The sequence below is a fragment of the Clostridium guangxiense genome (assembly GCF_021043395.1).
GTDB lineage: Bacteria > Bacillota > Clostridia > Clostridiales > Clostridiaceae > Clostridium_S > Clostridium_S guangxiense.
Genome location: NZ_JAJNKE010000015.1, coordinates 38,573 through 58,474, shown reverse-complemented (window position 1 = coordinate 58,474; position 19,902 = coordinate 38,573). Strand labels below are relative to the sequence as shown.

The following is a 19,902-nucleotide window of genomic DNA, read 5'->3' as shown; positions in this document are numbered from 1 at the left end:
ATGAAGAAGACATTTTTAAAAAACTTATTTAGAGACATATATAAAACATTTTCTAGATTTTTATCTATAGTTATAATTATAGCAGTTGGCGTGGCTTTTTACGCAGGGGTAAGAGCAACAAGTCCTGATATGAAAAAGTCTGGAGATTACTATTTTGATAAAACTAATTTTATGGATTTTAAACTTATTTCTACACTTGGAATAACAAAAAATAATATATCTGAAATAAAAAAAGTAAGTGGGATAAAAGATATTTATGGTTCAAAATCAATAGATGAAATAGTAGTTAAAAATAAACATTCTCTTGTTGTAAATATTAATTCTCTTCCAGAAAATAATATGAATAAATTATTGTTAACTAGCGGAAGAAAACCTAATAATGATAAAGAAGTAGTTGTAGAGGAGAGATTTTTAAAAGAAAATAAATTTAAAATAGGAGATAAAATAACAATTAAGTCTGGAAATGATACAAATATAAAGGATAGCTTAAAGGAAGATAAATTTAAGATAGTAGGAACGGCAAAATCACCACTGTATTTTTCAACTCAAAGGCAGCTTAGTTCTGTGGGAGATGGTTCTGTAAAGGGATTTATTTATATACTTCCAGAGGTTTTTAAAAGTGAAGTTTATACGGAAGTTTATGTTACTACAGATAAAGATGAAACAAAGAATAGTCTTATGCACAATGATGAATATAAGGAAGCTAACAATTATATAGAAAAGGACCTTAAAAACCTTGGAAAGAAATTAAATAAAGAAAGATATAAGGAAGTATATGATGACGCAAATAATAAAATAAAAGATGCTGAAGATAAGCTGAAAAAAGCTGAGAAAGAAGCAGATAATCAATTTAAGGAAGGATATAAAAAACTTTCAGATGCACAGCAAAATATCTATAATGGGAAGAATGAGCTTAATAAAAATGAAGCACTTTTTAATAATAAAATTGCAGATGGACAAAAGCAAATATCAGATGGTCAAAAACAAATTGAAGCCGCAGAGGCGGAAATAAATTTAAAGTCAAAAGATATAGAAAATGGTAAAGTTAGTTTTGAAGCAGCTAAAAAGCAGATAAGTTATGGAGAGGCACAATTAAGTGAAGGAAAAGCTCAAGCTGCAAACTCAATAAATAGTGCAATTAAAGAAAAGGTTGAAGGTGCTAAAAAGCAGCTGGAAAGCGACCCCACTAATACAGCATATATATACCAATATAACGTGTTAAATAGAATTTATGAAAATGATATAAATGGAAAAACCTTTGATGATATATATAATGCATTAAAAAATGATGGGTCACTGTCTCAGATAAGCAGTTATTTTGATATTGAAGGGCTTAAAAATAATTTTAATGCAGGCGAAGCCAAATTAAGTCAAGGAAAACAGCAAATTGCGGCTAATGAAGCAGTAATTTATGATGGTGAAGCTAAATTAGAAGAAGGAAAAAAAGAGCTTGAAACAAATAAACTAAAAATATCAAATGCTGAGGCTCAGCTTGAAACTTCAAAAAAGGAAGGTCAGGAAAAGCTTGATGAGGCTAAAAATAAAATTGAAGCCGGACAAAAAGAAATTGATGATAATACTAAAAATTTAAAGGAAGAAGAAGCTAAAGCAAATAAAAAATTTAAAGATGCTGAAGAAGATATTGCTGACAATAAGGATAAGCTTAAAGATATTAAAAGTCCCGATTTTTATGTGCTTGGAAGAAGTCAAAATATTGGTTATGAGAGCTATAGACAGGACAGCAATAGAATAGACAATATTGGAAAGGCATTTCCTTTAATATTTTTTCTTGTTGCAGCATTAGTAAGTCTTACAACTATGACGAGAATGGTTCAAGAAAATAGAATAGAAATTGGAACTTTTAAAGCTTTGGGATATTCTAAAGGAACAATAATATCTCACTATCTTATATATGCACTATTAGCAAGCTTGATTGGAAGTTTAATAGGTATTTCTTTTGGATTTAGATTATTTCCACCGCTTATAATTAATGCATATGGTTCTCTTTATGCAATACCAAAGGCTATAACACCATTTAATGTAATTCTTGCTGTTGAAGCATCTATTATAGCCATATTTTTCACTACAGTTGCAGCAGTAGCATCAACAATGGAGGAATTAAGAGAGGTTCCAGCATCTCTTATGAGACCAAAGCCGCCTAAAGCAGGAAAGTTAATATTGCTTGAGAGAATTACATTTATATGGAATAGATTAAAATTTACAAGAAAAGTTACAGCAAGGAATATATTTAGATACAAACAAAGGCTTTTTATGACGGTTATAGGAATTGCAGCATGCACTGGGCTTATGATAACAGGTTTTGAACTTAAAAGCGGAATAAGAGGTGCAGTAGAAAAACAATTCACTAATATTTATAAATATGATATTCAGACTAATTTAAAAAATGAAATTGATTACGCAAAAAAAGAAAAAATAAAAAGCGAATTAAAAGAAGATTCGAACATAAAATCAGAGTTATTCACTTATTCTAAAAATGTAACTGTAAAAAATAAGAATTCAAGCAATATGGATGCGTATATGGTTGTGCCAGAAAACAAAGATGAACTAAACAAGTATATAGGACTTAACAAAAAAAATAAGGCTCTGGAACTTTCTGATGATGGGGTAATTGTTACAGAAAAGCTTTCGAAACTTACAGGAAAAAAGGTTGGAGATGTTTTTGATGTAATGGTTAATGGTAAGACCATGAAAGTTAAAATATCCGCTGTGACAGAACATTATATACAACATTATATTTATGTAAGTCCTAAGTACTATAAAAAAATATCAGGTGAAAAAGCTAAATTTAATGGCTTTTATGGGCTGCTAAAAAGTACTTCTACAAATTCACAAAATAATACCTCTAAAATTCTATCAAAAATTAAAGATGTAGGTTCAGTAAGTTTTAAGAATAATGTACAATTTGATTCCAACAAGAGCATGAAGAGTATAAATTCAGTTGTACTTATATTAATAGCGGCTGCTGGAGTTCTTGCCTTTGTAGTAATATACAATTTGACAAATATAAATATAAATGAAAGAAGAAGAGAACTTGCTACCATAAAACTTTTAGGTTTCTACAACAATGAACTTGCGGCTTATATATACAGAGAAAACATAATACTTACGGCTATTGGAAGTATAGTAGGTATATTCTTTGGAATATTTCTTCAGAATTTTGTTATTGTAACAGCAGAAACTGATGTGATGATGTTTTTGAGAACAATTAGCCCTATATATTTTGTATATTCTATTTTACTTACAATGTTATTTTCCATTATTGTAAATTTGGCAATGTACAATAGATTTGATAAAATAGATATGGTAGAATCACTTAAGAGTGCAGAATAAATTTAAGGAATACATGGGGGGAGAACAAAATGTATTGTTCTAAAAAAATGGAAGCATTGTCTTCTGCTATATTTACGAAACTTAATGATAAAAAACTTGAGCTTATTTCAAGTGGTAAAGAAGTTATTGATTTTAGTATTGGAACTCCAGATATACCTCCGGATAAACATGTTGTAGAAGAACTTCAATATGAAACTGGAAAAATTGAGAATTACAGATATGCTATAAGTGATAGTGAAGAGCTAATTTTAGCTGTTATTGATTGGTATAAAAATAGGTACAATGTTAAGATTGAAAAAGATGAGGTGACTTCTCTTTTGGGATCTCAAAGTGGATTCGCAGAAGTTGCTTTATCGATGATTGATCCAGGTGATGTGGTTTTAACCCAAGATCCTGGATACCCTATTTTTTCTGTTGGACCATATCTTGCAGGCGCAGAGATACATAAAATGCCACTGCTTAAGAAAAATAATTTTTTAATAGACTTTGATGCAATAGATGAAGAAGTGGCTAAAAAGGCTAAAATGATGGTTGTATCATATCCTAATAATCCAACTGCGTCAATAGCGCCTAGAGAGTTTTATGAGGAACTTGTCGATTTTGCAAAAAAATATGATATAGCTGTACTTCACGATAATGCATACAGTGAACTTGTATTTGACGGAAATATTGGCGGCAGTTTTCTTGAGATTGAAGGTGCAAAAGAAGTTGGAATAGAGTTTAATTCTTTTTCAAAAACATACAGTATACCAGGCTGCAGAATTGCATTTGCTATAGGAAATAAATATATGATAAAGCAGCTTAAAACACTAAAATCTCATGTGGATTATGGCATGTTTTTACCTTTTCAAAAAGTAGCAGCAAAAGCACTTTCAGGTTCAAGGGAGTACATAGATACTGTTAGAAATACTTATGAAACCAGAAGAAATTTACTTATAAACGGGCTAAATAAAATAGGATGGAATATAGATATGACAGCAGGTAGCATGTTTGTATGGGCAAGAATTCCTTCAAAGTATCAATCTTCTATTAAGTTTACATTAGATTTAATGGAAAAGACAGGAGTTATTGTCGTTCCAGGAAGCAGTTTTGGAGATGAAGGAGAAGGCTTTGTAAGAATGGCTCTTGTTCAAGATGAAGAGCACATCTTAAAAGCCATTGAAAACATAAAAAATAGCGATATTGTGAAGTAACAATGCTTCGTCGCGTTAAAAAAGTCCTATAAATCTTGGTGGCTATTTTAAAATAGTTCTTGCTTTGAGTTCAAGAAGGATAATGGGCAAAGCCCAAGCCCCGTATATGTTTATACTCGCTGAAAAAATGTTCAGACAATTGAAATATCTAAGCATTTTACAATTTTTCAACCAAGATTTATTAGGACTTTTTTAAATCGTTCCTTCAGCATTGTTACTTAACTCTCACAGTAGTGCAAGGAAAAAATTCCTCCGTACCTACGGAATTTTAGGTGTGAATCTTTGTAACCAATTAAATTTTTGAATTGCTCTTTTATCATTTAATGGAATTTTATCAATGTTTGCACCTAAAGAGCATAATTTATTAACAATGCCTTCATATCCACGTTCAATGTAGTCAATCTGACGAATAGTAGTATATCCGTCTGCTACTAATCCTGCAATTATCATTGCAACACCAGCACGTAAATCTAAAGCACATACTTGAGCACCAGTTAATTTTTGAACACCATCAATTATGGCTGTTGTACCATTTTCTACTTTAATATTTGCACCCATGCAAGTTAAATATTTAACATATCCAAAACGACTCTCAAAAATCGTTTCAGTAACAGTACTGTTACCTAAAGATATAGCTAATAAAGTCGTAATTTGTGGCTGAAAATCAGTTGTAAATCCGGGGTATGGTAAAGTTTTTACATTTGCATGTTTTAATTGACCATCTACACTAATATGGATTGAATTATCAAATTCCGTAACATTAACTCCTATTTCAATTAGTTTAGCTGAGATAGCTTCTAAATGCTTTGGAATAACATTTTTTATTAGTACATTTCCTTTTGCTGCATTTTTGCTTCCACTAATTTTTACATTACCTTGAAGAGCTTTTCCACCCTTTATAATATATTGTTCCATAAAATGCCTCCAATATTAAACATTTTTTCTTACACTTTGATAAAAATATTATTTTTTTTCTACAACAATAATCTCTATTTCTTGCTCTTGAAATTTTTTTAATTCATCTTCAGCTGTGTTCCAATCATTTATAAGAATGTCAAGTTTACTCGCGGCACATATGCTTATAATCGATTCAAATCCTATTTTTTCGGTAGGATACAATCCGACGGAACATTTTGAACTATTAATAACTGCATTAACAAATTCAACATGATTACTTCGCTGTATAGATAAACCAAATTCAGCAGATATACTAGCTGAAGTTAAGAAGGCTTTATCAAAACGCATTCTTTTAATAGTTTCTATAGTAAATGGATCATAGCAATTTCCCTTACCATCCATTTCGCCGCCTGTAATAATGATGCGAATATTATCTTGTTTTCTTAATTCATCAGCAATGATTATAGAATTTGTAACAACTGTAATAAAAATATCTTTTGGCTTCAAATTTAGCTAATTTTGCAAAAGGCAAAGCAGCAGATTTTGCAGAAAAATACTGGCACTATGATAATATTAAGAAGCTCAGTGAAAAAAAGTTTGCTGAAAGCTATGAAAAATGGTGCAAAAAAGAAGGATACCAATTTAGTGAGAAGAAATCAAATGAAATATATCTTCTCGCTAAAAATAGTATCACAACTATGTCCTCTGAGATGCCAACCACCAAAATGATTATCTCAGAAACGGTAAAAGGTATCCATTCGGTTGGAATATCTTTGAACTTAATATTAACATAAATGAAGGAACTTGCAAAGTCACTGCCAGAATATAATGTTGTATCTAATATGAACGGTGTAGGAGAAAAATTAGCGCCAAGAATTATAGCAGAAGTAGGAGACGTAAGGAAATACTATAATTACAATGCGCTTGTTGCATATGCAGGAATAGATCCTCCGCCTTATCAGTCAGGTAATTTTTATGGGACAGAGGATCAAGATATCTTAGAAAAACAGGTTATGAGATAATGAAAAGCATAAAGTGCAGAGTTCCAACCAAAGATACATCAGTGTATGATTATATCATAAAAAAAGAGCGAGAAGGCAAAGCAAAAAACAAGCTAAGATAGTAGATTTGAGCGATAGCGAGTTATTGAAATATCTTAGTATTTTAGGATTTTTTAGTCTTAGATTTATAGAATTTATTATTAAAAGTGATTTTATATTGTTCTAGAAGGATAATGGGTTTAAACCCAAACCCCGCATATGTGTATGTGACGAAGCATTGTTACTTCGCATTATCTACAAACTCACGGATTCTTTTTACTGCTTCTATTAGGTTCTCGTCTGAATTAGCAAAGGAAAGCCTCATATATCCTTCACCAGATTCACCGAAGGCGGAGCCTGGAACACAAACTACTTTTGCTTTTAAAAGAAGTTCTGTGCAAAACTCTTCTGAAGTTTGTCCAAAGGCTGTTATATCAGCAAAAGCGTAAAAAGTAGATGTTGATTTAAAGCATTTAATACCTTTAATAGAATTAAGACCATCTATTAATATATCTCTTCTTCTATAATAATCTTCAACCATGTTGTCACTGCTGTCCATGGGATTTTTAAGAGCTGTTACCGCAGCATTTTGTATAAAGGTAGGAACGCAGGATACGACGCCTCCTTGAAGTTTAGATGCTGCAGTGGCAATTTCTTTATTTGCAATAAGAAAACCTATTCTCCAGCCAGTCATGGCAAAGGTTTTTGAAAAGCTGTTTACAATGATAGTTTGTTCTCGCATTTCTTCAAGATGAGCAGGACTAAAAAATTTATTTTCATCAAACATTATGTGATCATAAACTTCATCAGATAATATTATTAGATTATGCTTTTTAGCTATTTCACATATTTTTTTTATATCATTCTTTTCGATAAAACGCCCCAGTGGATTATTTGGAGAATTAAGTATTATTACTTTGGTTTTTGATGTTATTGCTTTTTCTATGTCACAAGGATTAAGTTTAAAATCATTATTTTTATCAAGGTGAACAAATACTATTTTCCCATGACTTAGTGCTATTGGACCCTCGTAATTTGGATAAAAAGGTTCTGGAATTATGACCTCATCATCAATATTTAAAGTAGTTGCTAAGGATAGAAAAAGTGCTTCAGATGCCCCGACGGTTATAATAACATTTTTATAAGTGTAACTTGCATCAAGTAGCTTATTATACTTTTGAGCTATAAGTTCCCTGAGTTCCTTTAAACCAGCATTAGGACAATAATGGGTACAACCTTCATCAAGAGCTTTTTTTGCTGCATTCCTAATGTGCACAGGTGTTTCAAAATTAGGTTCTCCAACAGATAAGTTTATAAGGTTATCATATTTTTGTGCTAGTTCGAACATTTTTCTAATCCCCGATGATGGAAAGTTTTTTGCTGTATCTGATAGATAATTCATTGAATAGTCCCCCTCTAATTGAATAAGTATTTGCGCAATATTAAATGCATGTGGATAATTATGAATGTGAAAAATAATCCTGATTTTATAATTATAATTATATAAAACAGCTAATAAAATGCACATATATTAATCAAATTAATATTTTAAGTAAATTGTATAATGTAAAAAATTAATTGTCAAGCAAATAATTTTTTATTACCAAATACCTTTACTTAGGATTTTTGCACCATCTTGTATATATTCTAGTTTTATAACCGGTAAAACCAATGAATGTGACAATGGACGCATCTAAAGATGGCTTAATCAAACTTATATAAGTTGCCTCTACTTTAATATTTTATTGATATTGGAGGATGATTTGGAGTGCCGTATAGAAAGGCAAGCCAGTGAAAGGAGACTCGATTTAGAGTGTTCTGGCAAACAAATTGATAGATTAATATTTAGAGTCATTGATACAGGGACATATGGGTGTGTAAGGAGTTTAAATTATAGAAATAGATTAAAGACTCATTGAAATTTTAATAAAAGAAAATGGAAAGAGTAGATTATAGGAAGACGGATACTTTTGAAAAATTATTAAAAAGGGTAATGGGCTACGCCAAAACCCCGTGTATATTTCTGTAGCAATAAACCAAATTTTGATGACATAATAAAAACAGAAGTTAATTAAGGTTCTAGAAGGATAATGGGCTTTCGCCCAAACCCCGCGTAGGTTTACTTTGCTAACCTTTCTTCCATAAGTTTAAATTCGCTGTCAATATCAATAGCAGATTTATGAGTTAAATTGCTTACAATTATTATTGATACAAGTGAAAAAGTAAATCCTGGTATCATCTCATATAAGTATGCGGATAGACCAGAAACAATCCATATTATAACTGTAAGTCCACCAACAATCATACCAGATAAAGCTCCCCACTTGGTCATTTTTTTCCAATAAAGGCTGATTAGAAGAACAGGACCAAAGGCAGATCCAAATCCAGCCCAAGCTTGACCAACTATATTTAAAATTGTCTTGTTTGGTAAGTAAGCAAAAACTGTTGCAACAGCAGCAACTCCAACTACGGCAAGCCTGCTAATAATTACTTGTTTTTTCTGAGAAGCCTCTTTATTAAAAAATGTAATATAGAAATCTTTTGTTATGGAACTTGAGCATACTAAAAGTTGAGAAGAAAGTGTACTCATAATTGCAGCTAAAACTGCTGACAGTATAATTCCAGTTATAAAGGGATGAAATAAAATTGCTCCTAGACGAAGGAATACTGTTTCAGGGTCTTTAAGAGTTATTTTATTTTGAGTAAAGTATACTAAACCTATAAGTCCGCTTGAGATCGCTCCAAGTAAACCTATTGCCATCCAACTTATGCCAATCCTTCTTGCAGATTTCAATTCTTTTGCTGATTTAATTGCCATAAATCGTACAATAATATGAGGCTGACCGAAGTAACCAAGTCCCCAAGCTAGAAAACCTATAATTGATGCGACGCTTGTTCCCTTAAATAGATCAAACAGAGAAGGATCTATATGCTTTACCTTTGCTACGAAAGTTTCAGGACTTATACCTAAATTTAAATATGTTACCATAGGAACCATGATTAATACAACAAACATGAGTGAACCTTGGAAGAAGTCTGTAAGACTTACTGCTAAAAAACCTCCAAAGTATGTATAGATTACAACTATAGAAAGGGTAACTATAACACCAGTTGTGTATGTGAGTCCAAACATATTTTTAAATAATTTTCCGCCGGCTACGACACCTGAAGAAACATACAATGTAAAGAAAACTAAGATTATGATTCCAGATACAAGTCTCAACATATTTGATTTATCTTTAAAGCGGTTTTCAAGAAAGTCAGGAATTGTTACAGAATCATTAGCTAGTTCAGTGTAAACTCTAAAACGCGGAGCTAACAAAAGATAATTAAAATATGCTCCAATTGTTAAGCCAACACCAAGCCATAAACTTGATAGACCTGTTGAGTAAACTGCTCCTGGAAGCCCCATAAGCATCCATCCGCTCATATCACTTGCACCGGCTGATAAAGCTGTTACCATAGGTCCAAGGCTTCGAGCACCAAGAACATAATCTGAAATATCATTTGTTCTTTTGTAGGAATAATAGCCTATTGTGAGTAGAATAATTAAATATAATACAATAGCACTAAATGAAAAGTAATTCATGTGAAATCTCCTTTTTGTCAGTATTAATAAATTTGCATATATATGAATAGTTTATCATATTGAAAATAAAAGAACAAATGTATTTTGTAGAAAAACACCATGTAAGAATATATAATATAAGCAATGTTATATAATGAAATTTTGAAAACCATTAGAATATTCAATATGCTTAATTGGCAATGGAAATTAAATTTTCTTATGGTTTTCAGAATTTTAAGTTTAGATTTTATTTAATGTTCAAAAATATTATTATTTTATGTCCACTTCTCAGCCCATTTTTGAATTTCATCCATAGCTTTTTTAAGATCCTTACCTTTCTCAGTAAGTTGATATTCAATGCGTACAGGCATTTCAGGATATACTTTTCTTATAATTATTCCATGTTCCTCTAATTCTTTAAATCGTTCTGTAAGCATTCTAGCACTTAGAGATGGAATTATTTCTTGTATATCGGAAAATCTTTTAGCACCACTTAATAAAGAACGTATAATTAATCCTGTCCAGCGTTTGCCAAGAATTTCAAATGCAGCTTCAAAATGAGGACATAGATGAATTTTATCCATTAACATCATCCTCCTGTAATTATTTTACCATATTTACTTGACAAAAGTAAGTAAATTATTATATTATACGCCTTTTCAAGATATTATGAATATGGGACTTTAAGTTATATATGTATTGAATTTTAAAATGAAGCAGGCCTTAGTTTTTACTACTAATACAAAATCTATTAATGTTTGTTGCAGAGAAAGAAATTGTTTGCGGTCTTAGAAGGGTAAGGGGCTAAACTCAAAACCCAGTTTATGTTTCCTTCCCAACTAAATTATTAATCCATTTTTTTGAGGGAATTCTAGGAAGACCAACTATTAACTTCGATACTTCTTCCATAAACACAAAGATATAAACCTGTCCTATAGGAAGGTGCCAGTATAATCCTGCGATGGCCACTAAAGGAACTCCAACAAGCCACATTCCTCCCATATCTAAAAATAAGCAAAACTTTGTGTCGCCTCCACTTCTCAGAATTCCAACTACATTGGTATAATTAAATACTTTAACCCATAAAAATATGCCTATTACATGAAGAATTTGTTTTGAGTACTCATGCACATTTGGTGAAACATTATAAGCATTTAGTAGTATTGGAGCTCCTGTGTAAATGATTACTCCAACAAGTACGCCTATAATTGGATTTATAATTATAAATCTTTTTGCGTATAGAAATGCTTCTTTTTCTTTCTTTTCTCCTATTTTGTTTCCTATCATTATTGCAGCAGCATTACCAAAACCGAAAAAAACCACCATGGAAAGTCTATCTATGGTAGCTGCTATATTTGTGGCAGCTATTACGTCAGTTCCCATGTGTGCATATATTGCAGCATAAACTGTAACGCCTAAGGCCCATATACTTTCGTTTAAAATAACCGGTATAGCTATTTTGAAGAATCTTTTTATAAAGGCAAGTGATAGATCGAACAACTCACTAAAGGAACCTGCAATAGGAAACTTTAATTTGTATACTGTACAAAGCATCATTGAAAATTCAATAAAGCGAGCTATTAAGGTAGCTATGGCTGAGCCATATACTCCTATTCCATGAAAAGCCCCTATTCCATAAACTAAAGAAAAGTTTAGAAATGTATTTATCCCAAGAGCAATTATGCTTACAATCATTGGAGCTTTTACTTGTCCAATACTCCTCAAAATAACAGAATAAGTAAATGAAATACCTGTGACTATGTAACTAAAACATATTATTTTAAGATAATTTCCACCAATATGTACTACAGTTTTGTCTCTAGAAAAAATACCTATTATGTAGTTTGGAATAAGAAGTGCACCCAGCATAAATATACCGGAAACGATTACAGAAGTTATTATACAAAGCCCGAGCACTCTTTTTATGTTAGTTGTATCTCTTTTTCCCCAGTATTGTGAGGTGAAAATTGATGCACCACTTATTACACCAAACAGCACAAGATTTAAAAGGAAGAAATATTGGTTAGCGAGTCCAACACTTGCTATGGAAGTATCACCAAGTCCACCAATAATTATGTTGTCAACTAAGTTAAGAGAAGACAAAATAAAGTTTTGTAGAGCTATTGGAAGTGCCAAAGTTATAGCGGATTTAAAAAATTTCTTATCGAAAAATAAGGAAAGCAAGTTCATATTGGTAACCTCCTCTAAAATATAGACACGTATATCATTATATATAAAAATTAAACAAAAGAATAGTGAATATAAAAAATAATTAGAGATGTTAATATACCAATTTAAATTTTTAGGTGGTTTATCTTTAAATAGGAAAAAAGCTTCTAATTTAAATGTGCTTAGAATATAGAAAAGGAAAGGATAATAATTATCCTTTCCTTGCAATTATATATGATGTTAATTAAGCTCTGTTTACCGAACCAAACAATTCCATTTTTTCTTTAACTTTAGCTTTAATAGCTTCAAAGCCAGGAGCTAATAATTTACGTGGGTCAAAGCCTTTTCCTTGTTTGTCTTTTCCAGCTTCAATGTATTTACGAGTAGCCTCTGCAAATACTAATTGGCATTCAGTATTAACATTTATTTTTGCAACTCCAAGTGATATAGCTTTTTTAATCATATCATCAGGAATTCCAGTACCACCGTGTAAAACTAATGGCATTTCGCCTACAGTTTTTTCTATTTCAGCTAAAACTTCGAAGTTTAAGCCTTTCCAGTTTGCTGGGTATACACCATGTATATTTCCAATTCCAGCTGCAAGTATGTCAACTCCTAAATCAGCAATTTTTTTGCATTCAGCAGGATCTGCAACTTCACCGCCGCCGATAACTCCATCTTCTTCACCGCCAATTGCACCAACTTCTGCTTCAACAGAAAGTCCTTTTGCATTAGCAGCTTTTATAACTTCTTTTGTCTTTTCGATGTTTTCATCTATAGGATAGTGAGAACCATCGAACATTACTGAAGAAAATCCAGCTTCGATTACTTTGAAAGCACCTTCGTAGCTGCCGTGATCTAAGTGTAATGCTACTGGAACAGTTATATTTAAATCTTTAATTAAACCATTAACCATTCCAACAACAGCATGATAACCACCCATATATTTTCCTGCACCTTCGGAAACACCTAAGATTACAGGGGAATTATTTTCTTGAGCTGTTAATAGTATTGCTTTAGTCCATTCTAAGTTGTTAATGTTAAATTGACCAACAGCGTATTTACCTTCTCTAGCTTTTTTTACCATTTCTTTTACTGATACTAACATATATATACCTCCAAAATTATATATTTTCATATATATTTTTTTTGAGAAAATACTATATTGAATGAATTTCTCTTTATAGGCTTATTATAATCCAAAATTGTTAAAAAGAAAACAAAAATTTTTGAAATTGGAATAGAATATTACAATATATTAAGTAAAATTCACTATAATGCATATAATTCCTAGGAAAATTTTAAATTTAAAATGATAGTATAATTAAAAATTTAACACATTTACATATTGAAGTAGACAATATAAACTAAAAAATATGGAAGATAATTATTTTTCTATACTTTCAGTTAAATGCTTCTTTTTATCTAGGATATATATTATAATTATAAATATAAAAAGTTAATACATACAAGGGAGAAGAAAAAAATGAACCTAAAAATAGGTGGTGAGGGACTAAACAAAAAATGTGCTGTTATATCAATTTGCGTGCTTGGATTGCTTATAATTTTATTATTGGCTATTTTAATTATAGATAATAAATCATATAAAAAAGTTGGAACAGTAGCTTATGGAGATTCACTATTAAACGGAAAAAATAGTGTGAAGATTATTAGAGATAAAAATGGAAATATAAACATAGAAGAAAATGATATATTTAAAAAATATATAATAACGCTTCCTAGTAAAATTAGTGATGTTCCATACAAACAAAAGATGAGTTATTTAGAACTTAATTTTGATAAAAATGTGTCACTGAAATTAAATTCAGAGGTTAAGAGTACAAGTTTAAAGGATTTATATTTAACTACCGACAATGGGAAGTATAATTTAATAATAAGAACTAAATATAAAAGTAATAATTTTGTATATATAAATAATCAAAAGAATAACAATGAGGTTGTTATATTAGTAAGTAAAGTTAAAAAGCCTTTTAAATATAAGGCTGTACTGAATGCAGGACATGGAGGTATTGATCCTGGGCAAAGTGTTGGAAATATTCACGAGAAGGATATAACATTAAAAATAGTGAAACTTATGAGAGGTGATTTACAGTATAGCGGTATTGATGTAGTTTTAACAAGAGATAAGGACGAAGGGCAAGCACTTAATGATATAGCGGCTTTTGTTAACAAAAATAAACCAGATGTATTCATGTCTATTCATCTGAATGGTATGGAAAAGAATCCTAACAATTATCAAGGGATAGGTGCTTATTACTATGATGAAAATGGATTTCAGAAAGATGAAAGAATTAAATTAGCAAATATAGTATTAAAGCATACAGTTCACAAAGATGGTTGGAAAGATGATGGAGTAATCAGAGACAGACTTAGAGTACTTAGATTAAGTAAATATCCATGTGTATTGGTTGAAACTGGTTTTTTAACAAACGACAGTGATAGAGCAAGACTGTTAGATGATAAAATACTTGGGAACCTTGCAAGTAACTTATCAGATGCAATTGTTGAATTTGTTAGTAAAAAATAAGTTAATATTAAAGTAATATAAAATAGCAGAGGCTTTATGTTCTCTGCCATTTTATTTTTGAAAGTAAACTTTATAATTCTTAAGATTTGTTTATAATTACTTCAGACATAATAGCTAAATTTTAGTTTATAATTAACATATAGATAAATTGGGTTAACTATTGAAGTTCATGTGCACTAAAATGCCAAGAATACAGCATTTTTGCACAAATAAATTTCAAGTTTCAGGGTGGTTTATCTTTAATGATGTTTATCTGAGGTGATAAAATGAAGGAAAAAATTTTAATTGTTGATGATGATAAAGAAATTCTTAATTTAATTTCAATATATTTAAATAATGAAGGCTACACAGTTATTAAAGCAGCGGATGGAAGCATGGCTTTAAAAATGGTAGAGGAAGAGAAGCCTCAGCTTGTAGTTCTAGATATTATGATGCCTGGCATAGATGGGCTTGAGGTTTGCAAAAGAATACGTCAAAGCCTTAGTATACCAATTATAATGCTTAGTGCTAAGGTTCAAAATAATGATAAAATTGCAGGTCTTTTAACTGGAGCAGATGATTACATAACAAAGCCTTTTGATGAACTAGAATTTGTTGTTCGTGTAAAAACTCTTCTTAGAAGAACTTATTTATTTGATAAAAAAGATGAGAAAAAAAGTGATGACGATTTATTGCAATTAGGGGATTTAACTATAAAAAAATCAACTCATTCTGTATTTGCACGTGATAAACAGATTGCTTTAACTGCAAGAGAATTTGATATACTTTTCCTTTTAGCAAACAGTCCTGGAACAATTTTTAGTGCAGAAGAAATATTTGAGAGAGTATGGAAGGAAAAATATTTTCAATCTAATAACACTGTTATGGTTCATATAAGTAATCTTAGAGATAAAATTGAAGGCCGCCTTGAAGGAGAAAAGCTTATTCATACCGTTTGGGGAGTTGGTTATAAAATTGAAAAACTTGATTAAAGTTGTTGGAGTTTTAGACGAAGAAGTAATCTCTAAAAGCTTATTTGTGGGAGGTAGAGCATGAAATCAAAGAAGCGTGATGTTTATATAATTGAATTTAAAATGGTTTTGATGATTCTGATAGGATTAATATCTTCATATGTAGGTATTTTGCTAATTGATTTTATTGGGCGTGTAATAAAAAATATATTACAGTTATGTAATTTGAAATACCCTGATTTTCTTACATCTACAATAAATAGATTTGGAAAGATAGAATTTGTTTTAATTCTTATAATATATTTTCATATAGTATGTGGGAAAAAGGTCGTTGCTTTTTTAGAGATGAGCAGCATTGCAAAAGATATGGCAAACGGAAATTTTAAAGTTCGCATTCATAATAATTCACAAGATGAATTTGGAAAGCTTTCTCAAAATATTAATAAAGTTATGAACAAATTTAGTTTGATTTTGGAACAAGAAAAAAAAGCAGAGCAGACAAAAATAGATTTAATAACAAGTATTTCTTATGATCTTCGTGCTCCAGTTACATCAATACTAAGAGATCTAAATTTTGTAGATGAGGATGAGTTTACAATTAGAATTTATGTAAATATAGCTTTAACCAAAACAAAAAAGTTAAAGGCTCTAATAGATGATCTTTTTGAGCTTACAACTTTAAATAATTATGGAACAAAAATCTCTAAAAATGAAATAAATATTGTAGAGTTATTAAAACAGATGGCTATAGAGCATAAAGCAAAATTTAAAAAGGCAAATATAGAGTGCAGACTTAATATGACTGATGAAAAATTACATATTTTAGGCGATAGCACTAAGCTTGTAAGAGCTTTTGAAAATTTGGTTTTTAATTGTGTAAAATATTCAAAAAGTAGTAAGTTTATAGATATATCAGTAGGTAGGGATGCTTCTAAAGTTATTTTAGAATTTACAAACTATGGAGAGCCAATACCACCTATGGATATACCATATATTTTTCAAAGATTTTATAGAACTAATAAATCAGAAGATAATGAGACGGATGGTTCGGGTTTGGAGCTTGCAATAACAAAAAATATAGTAGAATTACATGATGGAAAAATATATGTTGAAAGTAACATTTCAAAAACTATCTTTAGAATAGAACTTCCATGTTTAAAGTGAAAATAGAGAGGTGCATTATGGAAAAAACCATGAAATCAAAAAAACTTGATGCCTATAGAACGGAATTTAAAATTATTTTGCTGCTAGTAATAGCATTAGTACTTACGATTATAACTGAAAGTGTAATTCAGTATGTTAGCAATATAGTTGAAGAGCTGCTTAGATTATATTCATATTCAATTTTTGTTAAACTGATTAGAGCACGAGATGCTTTAAGTTCACTATATAGTATAATGGGGTATTTTGAATTTGCTGCAATTTTGGCTATATACTGTCATTTGATATTTAGAAAAAAGGTAGCTTTATTTTTAGAGATAGATAATACTGTAAAAACTGCAGCAAATGGAAATTTTCAAACTCGAATTCAAAATATTTCACAAGATGATTTAGGGAGGTTTTCTCAAAATGTTAATAAAGTTATGGATAAATTTAACTTAGCTTTAGAGAATCAAAAGAAGGCAGAACAAACGAAAATAAATTTAATAACGAGCATTTCACATGATCTTCGTACCCCACTTACATCAATATTAGGTTATTTAAAACTTATAGATAATGATGAATATGATGGCGAAATTACCCTTAGAACTTATGCAAATATAGCTTTAAATAAAACAAATCGATTGAAGCTTTTAATTGATAATCTTTTTGAACTTACAACTTTGAATGATTATGGAATTAAGCTTTCTAAGAAGAAAGTAAATGTTACAGAATTAATTAAGCAGCTAATTATTGAACACACAGTGAATTTTAAAAAAGCCAATATAGAGTGCAGATTAATTATATCGGATGAACAGTTGTATGTTTTAGGTGATTTCATTAATCTTGCAAGAGCCTTTGAAAATTTGATATTTAATTGTATAAAATACTCCAAGACAAGCAAGTTTATGGATATAGCATTAAATAAAAATGCTTCTAAGATAACTCTTGAATTTACAAATTATGGAGAGCCAATACCGAGTAAAGATATACCATATATTTTTCAAAGATTTTATAGGGTTGATAAATCAAGATCTAGTGAAACGGGTGGTTCAGGTCTTGGACTTGCTATAACAAAAAATATAATAGAATTACATAATGGAAAAATTAGTGTAGAAAGTAACGTTTCTAAAACCACTTTTAAAATAGAACTTCCATGCTTGAGTGAGGAGGAAACAATTTATGATTAAAATAAAGGATAACAAAAAATATGTTATTATAATTTTAACTTTAATTGTCGTAATAGCAGCGTTTAAAATAGTTGGTTCATATTTAAAAAGAAAATCTTTTGAAAAAATTTCCGCAGCAACTGTAAGTTATTTAAGTGTTACTTCTAATAGAAGAAAAAATATAGATGAGGCAGCTAGATTAAATAATGGAAGCTATACTAATACCTGTGTTTATTTTGTATCTGGTGCACTTAGAGCAGCTGGACTTGATGTGCCTAAAAGCGTTGGAAATACAACTCAGCTTACGAAGTTTTTACAAAAGGAAGGATATAGAAAGTACTATGATTTAGACAAGCTTCAACCAGGTGATATTTGTTTTGCAGCTCCTTCTGGAAATGTAAATGAAACTCCAGATCATACTTATATATTTATGAAGTGGGCGGATTCTTCTCATAAAGATGCGTATATATGCGATAACCAGTTAAATGAGTATGGAAGCTGTTATCACACAAGAAATATAACCTATAAAACTGTACGTAATGGCAAAAGCAAAAGCCAAGCTATATACTTTATGAGATCCAAATAACTTAAATACAGAGTAAAAAGTAGAGTGAAGGATGATTTTCTGTTTTTGCAGAAAATCTAAAGCTTATTGCTGATGCCATTTTGAGATAATAAACATAATTAGACAATAGAATTTAATAGCTATATCATATATAGTACAAAAATTTAATTGGTTACATAGAATCTTTTTAATGTTACAAAGCAGTATTATTTCGCAATTTTTATATTATTGTAACCAAAGTCCCTATAGGGACAAGGCTACTAAGTTCAATAACTTGCTCGTTAAACATTCGTATGCAGCCATTGGAAACACTCTTTCCGATAGAAGAGGGATTGTTTGTACCATGGATTCCGTAATCTCCGTTTGGTGCATTTAGGCCAAGCCATCTTGCGCCAAAGGGACCACCGGGATTTATAGCACGGTTAACTATTTTAAAAGTTCCTTTAGGGGTTGGTGTAGATGGTTTTCCTGTGGCAACCGTATATGTTTTGTAAATGGAATTATTATTAAATAAGGTAAGTCTGTGAGTATTTGTATTTATAAGTATACGATATGCAGCTCTATAAGCATTAGTATATGGATATAAACAATAAAACATTATTTTTGACTCCTAAAAAATAACTATATAAACATAATATTTATGAATGCGCTGATTTGTGAATAAATATACTGCCTGAAGATCATTTATAAACTAAATATTAGAGAATAAGCAGGGATAAAATGAAAAATGGAGGTATTATGAATAAACGAGAGAGAATTAAAACAGTTTTTTTATATGGTGTTTTCATTTGTTATATACTTTTGCTAATTAAAATATTGTTCTTATCAAGAATTTCGCATTTGGAGCATAGGTCAATTAATCTCATTCCTTTTTATAGTATAATGGAATATATATCTGGCAGATCGGCGAATATAAAAGCATTTGCTTTTAGTAATGTGGTTGGCAATATAGTTATTTTTGTTCCCCTTGGTACATATTTGTCATTATTCAAAAATAATAAAAGAGTAATAACCAACTTGTTGTTTATATTTATAGTAAGTTTGTTTGTTGAAATCATTCAGGGGCTTTCAGGCATTGGAGCATCAGATATTGATGATATAATTTTAAATTGTTTGGGTGGGCTGATTGGTATTTTAGGGTATAAGTTTTTATTGTTTATATTACGAGATGAGAAAAAAGTATATGCTGCAATTGCAATACTATCTGCTATCGGATTACCTTGTATATTATATTATTTGTTTATGGTGAGAATGAGATTCTGAATATCTTTATTGCATATTTAAGAAGATACCCTACACAAAAAAACGTAGA

At 30.3% G+C, this 19,902-nt stretch carries 19 protein-coding genes; 11 read left to right on the top strand and 8 right to left on the bottom strand.

What is annotated here, in order from left to right:
- A complete protein-coding gene (locus LQK79_RS10600; RefSeq protein WP_231016515.1) occupies positions 1–3,351 on the top strand; it encodes an ABC transporter permease in 3,351 nt (1,116 codons plus the stop codon).
- Between the two features lie 29 nt (positions 3,352–3,380).
- A complete protein-coding gene (locus LQK79_RS10595) occupies positions 3,381–4,544 on the top strand; it encodes an aminotransferase class I/II-fold pyridoxal phosphate-dependent enzyme (protein ID WP_231016514.1) in 1,164 nt (387 codons plus the stop codon).
- A gap of 258 nt (positions 4,545–4,802) precedes the next feature.
- On the opposite strand, the gene LQK79_RS10590 is transcribed toward LQK79_RS10595, so the two are convergent.
- Together LQK79_RS10590 and LQK79_RS10585 are read right to left on the bottom strand one after the other, a co-directional pair.
- The gene (locus tag LQK79_RS10590) at positions 4,803–5,459 is read right to left on the bottom strand and encodes a hypothetical protein (RefSeq protein WP_053243367.1); all 657 of its coding nucleotides are present in this window, start codon (positions 5,457–5,459) and stop codon (positions 4,803–4,805) included.
- Positions 5,460–5,507: 48 nt separating this feature from the next.
- A complete protein-coding gene (locus LQK79_RS10585) occupies positions 5,508–5,948 on the bottom strand; it encodes a DeoR/GlpR family DNA-binding transcription regulator (protein ID WP_231016513.1) in 441 nt (146 codons plus the stop codon).
- Between LQK79_RS10585 and LQK79_RS10580 the strand changes: the two genes are divergently transcribed.
- Together LQK79_RS10580 and LQK79_RS10575 are read left to right on the top strand one after the other, a co-directional pair.
- Positions 5,939–6,235 (top strand): hypothetical protein, encoded by a 297-nt coding sequence (locus LQK79_RS10580; RefSeq protein WP_231016512.1) that lies wholly within the window; start codon positions 5,939–5,941, stop codon positions 6,233–6,235. The two genes, LQK79_RS10585 and LQK79_RS10580, sit on opposite strands and share 10 nt — an antisense overlap.
- Entirely contained in the window at positions 6,236–6,463 is a 228-nt protein-coding gene (locus LQK79_RS10575; protein WP_231016511.1) for a transposase, read from the top strand.
- A gap of 259 nt (positions 6,464–6,722) precedes the next feature.
- On the opposite strand, the gene LQK79_RS10570 is transcribed toward LQK79_RS10575, so the two are convergent.
- Positions 6,723–7,883 (bottom strand): pyridoxal phosphate-dependent aminotransferase, encoded by a 1,161-nt coding sequence (locus LQK79_RS10570; protein WP_231016510.1) that lies wholly within the window; start codon positions 7,881–7,883, stop codon positions 6,723–6,725.
- Positions 7,884–8,244: 361 nt separating this feature from the next.
- Here LQK79_RS10570 and LQK79_RS10565 point away from each other — a divergent pair, with 361 nt between their 5' ends.
- A complete protein-coding gene (locus LQK79_RS10565) occupies positions 8,245–8,400 on the top strand; it encodes a hypothetical protein (RefSeq protein ID WP_231016509.1) in 156 nt (51 codons plus the stop codon).
- A gap of 200 nt (positions 8,401–8,600) precedes the next feature.
- On the opposite strand, the gene putP is transcribed toward LQK79_RS10565, so the two are convergent.
- From putP to fba, 4 genes are all read right to left on the bottom strand, one after another.
- Complete coding sequence (putP, locus tag LQK79_RS10560) at positions 8,601–10,070, bottom strand: sodium/proline symporter PutP (RefSeq protein ID WP_231016508.1); 1,470 nt, start codon at positions 10,068–10,070, stop codon at positions 8,601–8,603.
- A gap of 254 nt (positions 10,071–10,324) precedes the next feature.
- Positions 10,325–10,633, bottom strand: a complete 309-nt coding sequence (locus tag LQK79_RS10555; protein WP_231016507.1) for a winged helix-turn-helix transcriptional regulator — start codon at positions 10,631–10,633, stop codon at positions 10,325–10,327.
- 238 nt (positions 10,634–10,871) lie between these two features.
- Positions 10,872–12,239: an MATE family efflux transporter gene (locus LQK79_RS10550; protein WP_053243390.1), complete on the bottom strand. Its 1,368-nt coding sequence runs from the start codon at positions 12,237–12,239 to the stop codon at positions 10,872–10,874.
- Positions 12,240–12,462: 223 nt separating this feature from the next.
- Positions 12,463–13,326: a class II fructose-1,6-bisphosphate aldolase gene (gene fba, locus LQK79_RS10545; protein WP_231016506.1), complete on the bottom strand. Its 864-nt coding sequence runs from the start codon at positions 13,324–13,326 to the stop codon at positions 12,463–12,465.
- A gap of 378 nt (positions 13,327–13,704) precedes the next feature.
- On the opposite strand from fba, the gene LQK79_RS10540 reads away from it, so the two are divergent.
- The 5 genes from LQK79_RS10540 (at position 13,705) to LQK79_RS10520 (ending at position 18,611) form a co-directional block, all read left to right on the top strand.
- On the top strand, positions 13,705–14,766 hold the full coding sequence (locus LQK79_RS10540; protein WP_231016505.1) for an N-acetylmuramoyl-L-alanine amidase family protein: 1,062 nt from the start codon (positions 13,705–13,707) through the stop codon (positions 14,764–14,766).
- Between the two features lie 266 nt (positions 14,767–15,032).
- Positions 15,033–15,737: a response regulator transcription factor gene (locus tag LQK79_RS10535; protein ID WP_231016504.1), complete on the top strand. Its 705-nt coding sequence runs from the start codon at positions 15,033–15,035 to the stop codon at positions 15,735–15,737.
- 60 nt (positions 15,738–15,797) lie between these two features.
- On the top strand, positions 15,798–16,880 hold the full coding sequence (locus LQK79_RS10530; protein WP_231016503.1) for a sensor histidine kinase: 1,083 nt from the start codon (positions 15,798–15,800) through the stop codon (positions 16,878–16,880).
- A gap of 17 nt (positions 16,881–16,897) precedes the next feature.
- Entirely contained in the window at positions 16,898–18,046 is a 1,149-nt protein-coding gene (locus LQK79_RS10525; RefSeq protein ID WP_231016502.1) for a sensor histidine kinase, read from the top strand.
- Positions 18,039–18,611, top strand: a complete 573-nt coding sequence (locus LQK79_RS10520) for a peptidoglycan amidohydrolase family protein (protein WP_231016501.1) — start codon at positions 18,039–18,041, stop codon at positions 18,609–18,611. Before LQK79_RS10525 ends, LQK79_RS10520 begins: the two co-directional genes overlap by 8 nt.
- Positions 18,612–18,810: 199 nt before the next feature.
- On the opposite strand, the gene LQK79_RS10515 is transcribed toward LQK79_RS10520, so the two are convergent.
- Positions 18,811–19,188, bottom strand: coding sequence for a L,D-transpeptidase (locus LQK79_RS10515; protein ID WP_231016500.1), 378 nt, complete (start codon positions 19,186–19,188; stop codon positions 18,811–18,813).
- 140 nt (positions 19,189–19,328) lie between these two features.
- Here LQK79_RS10515 and LQK79_RS10510 point away from each other — a divergent pair, with 140 nt between their 5' ends.
- Positions 19,329–19,853: a VanZ family protein gene (locus LQK79_RS10510; protein WP_231016529.1), complete on the top strand. Its 525-nt coding sequence runs from the start codon at positions 19,329–19,331 to the stop codon at positions 19,851–19,853.
- Positions 19,854–19,902 lie beyond the last annotated feature (49 nt).

Coding starts and splice junctions, on each gene's coding strand:
- LQK79_RS10600 (WP_231016515.1), top strand. CDS start 1: ATGAAGAAGACATTTTTAAAAAACTTATTTAGAGACATATATAAAACA.
- LQK79_RS10595 (WP_231016514.1), top strand. CDS start 3,381: ATGTATTGTTCTAAAAAAATGGAAGCATTGTCTTCTGCTATATTTACG.
- LQK79_RS10590 (WP_053243367.1), bottom strand. CDS start 5,459: ATGGAACAATATATTATAAAGGGTGGAAAAGCTCTTCAAGGTAATGTA.
- LQK79_RS10575 (WP_231016511.1), top strand. CDS start 6,236: ATGAAGGAACTTGCAAAGTCACTGCCAGAATATAATGTTGTATCTAAT.
- LQK79_RS10570 (WP_231016510.1), bottom strand. CDS start 7,883: ATGAATTATCTATCAGATACAGCAAAAAACTTTCCATCATCGGGGATT.
- putP (WP_231016508.1), bottom strand. CDS start 10,070: ATGAATTACTTTTCATTTAGTGCTATTGTATTATATTTAATTATTCTA.
- LQK79_RS10555 (WP_231016507.1), bottom strand. CDS start 10,633: ATGGATAAAATTCATCTATGTCCTCATTTTGAAGCTGCATTTGAAATT.
- LQK79_RS10550 (WP_053243390.1), bottom strand. CDS start 12,239: ATGAACTTGCTTTCCTTATTTTTCGATAAGAAATTTTTTAAATCCGCT.
- fba (WP_231016506.1), bottom strand. CDS start 13,326: ATGTTAGTATCAGTAAAAGAAATGGTAAAAAAAGCTAGAGAAGGTAAA.
- LQK79_RS10540 (WP_231016505.1), top strand. CDS start 13,705: ATGAACCTAAAAATAGGTGGTGAGGGACTAAACAAAAAATGTGCTGTT.
- LQK79_RS10535 (WP_231016504.1), top strand. CDS start 15,033: ATGAAGGAAAAAATTTTAATTGTTGATGATGATAAAGAAATTCTTAAT.
- LQK79_RS10530 (WP_231016503.1), top strand. CDS start 15,798: ATGAAATCAAAGAAGCGTGATGTTTATATAATTGAATTTAAAATGGTT.
- LQK79_RS10525 (WP_231016502.1), top strand. CDS start 16,898: ATGGAAAAAACCATGAAATCAAAAAAACTTGATGCCTATAGAACGGAA.
- LQK79_RS10520 (WP_231016501.1), top strand. CDS start 18,039: ATGATTAAAATAAAGGATAACAAAAAATATGTTATTATAATTTTAACT.
- LQK79_RS10515 (WP_231016500.1), bottom strand. CDS start 19,188: ATGTTTTATTGTTTATATCCATATACTAATGCTTATAGAGCTGCATAT.
- LQK79_RS10510 (WP_231016529.1), top strand. CDS start 19,329: ATGAATAAACGAGAGAGAATTAAAACAGTTTTTTTATATGGTGTTTTC.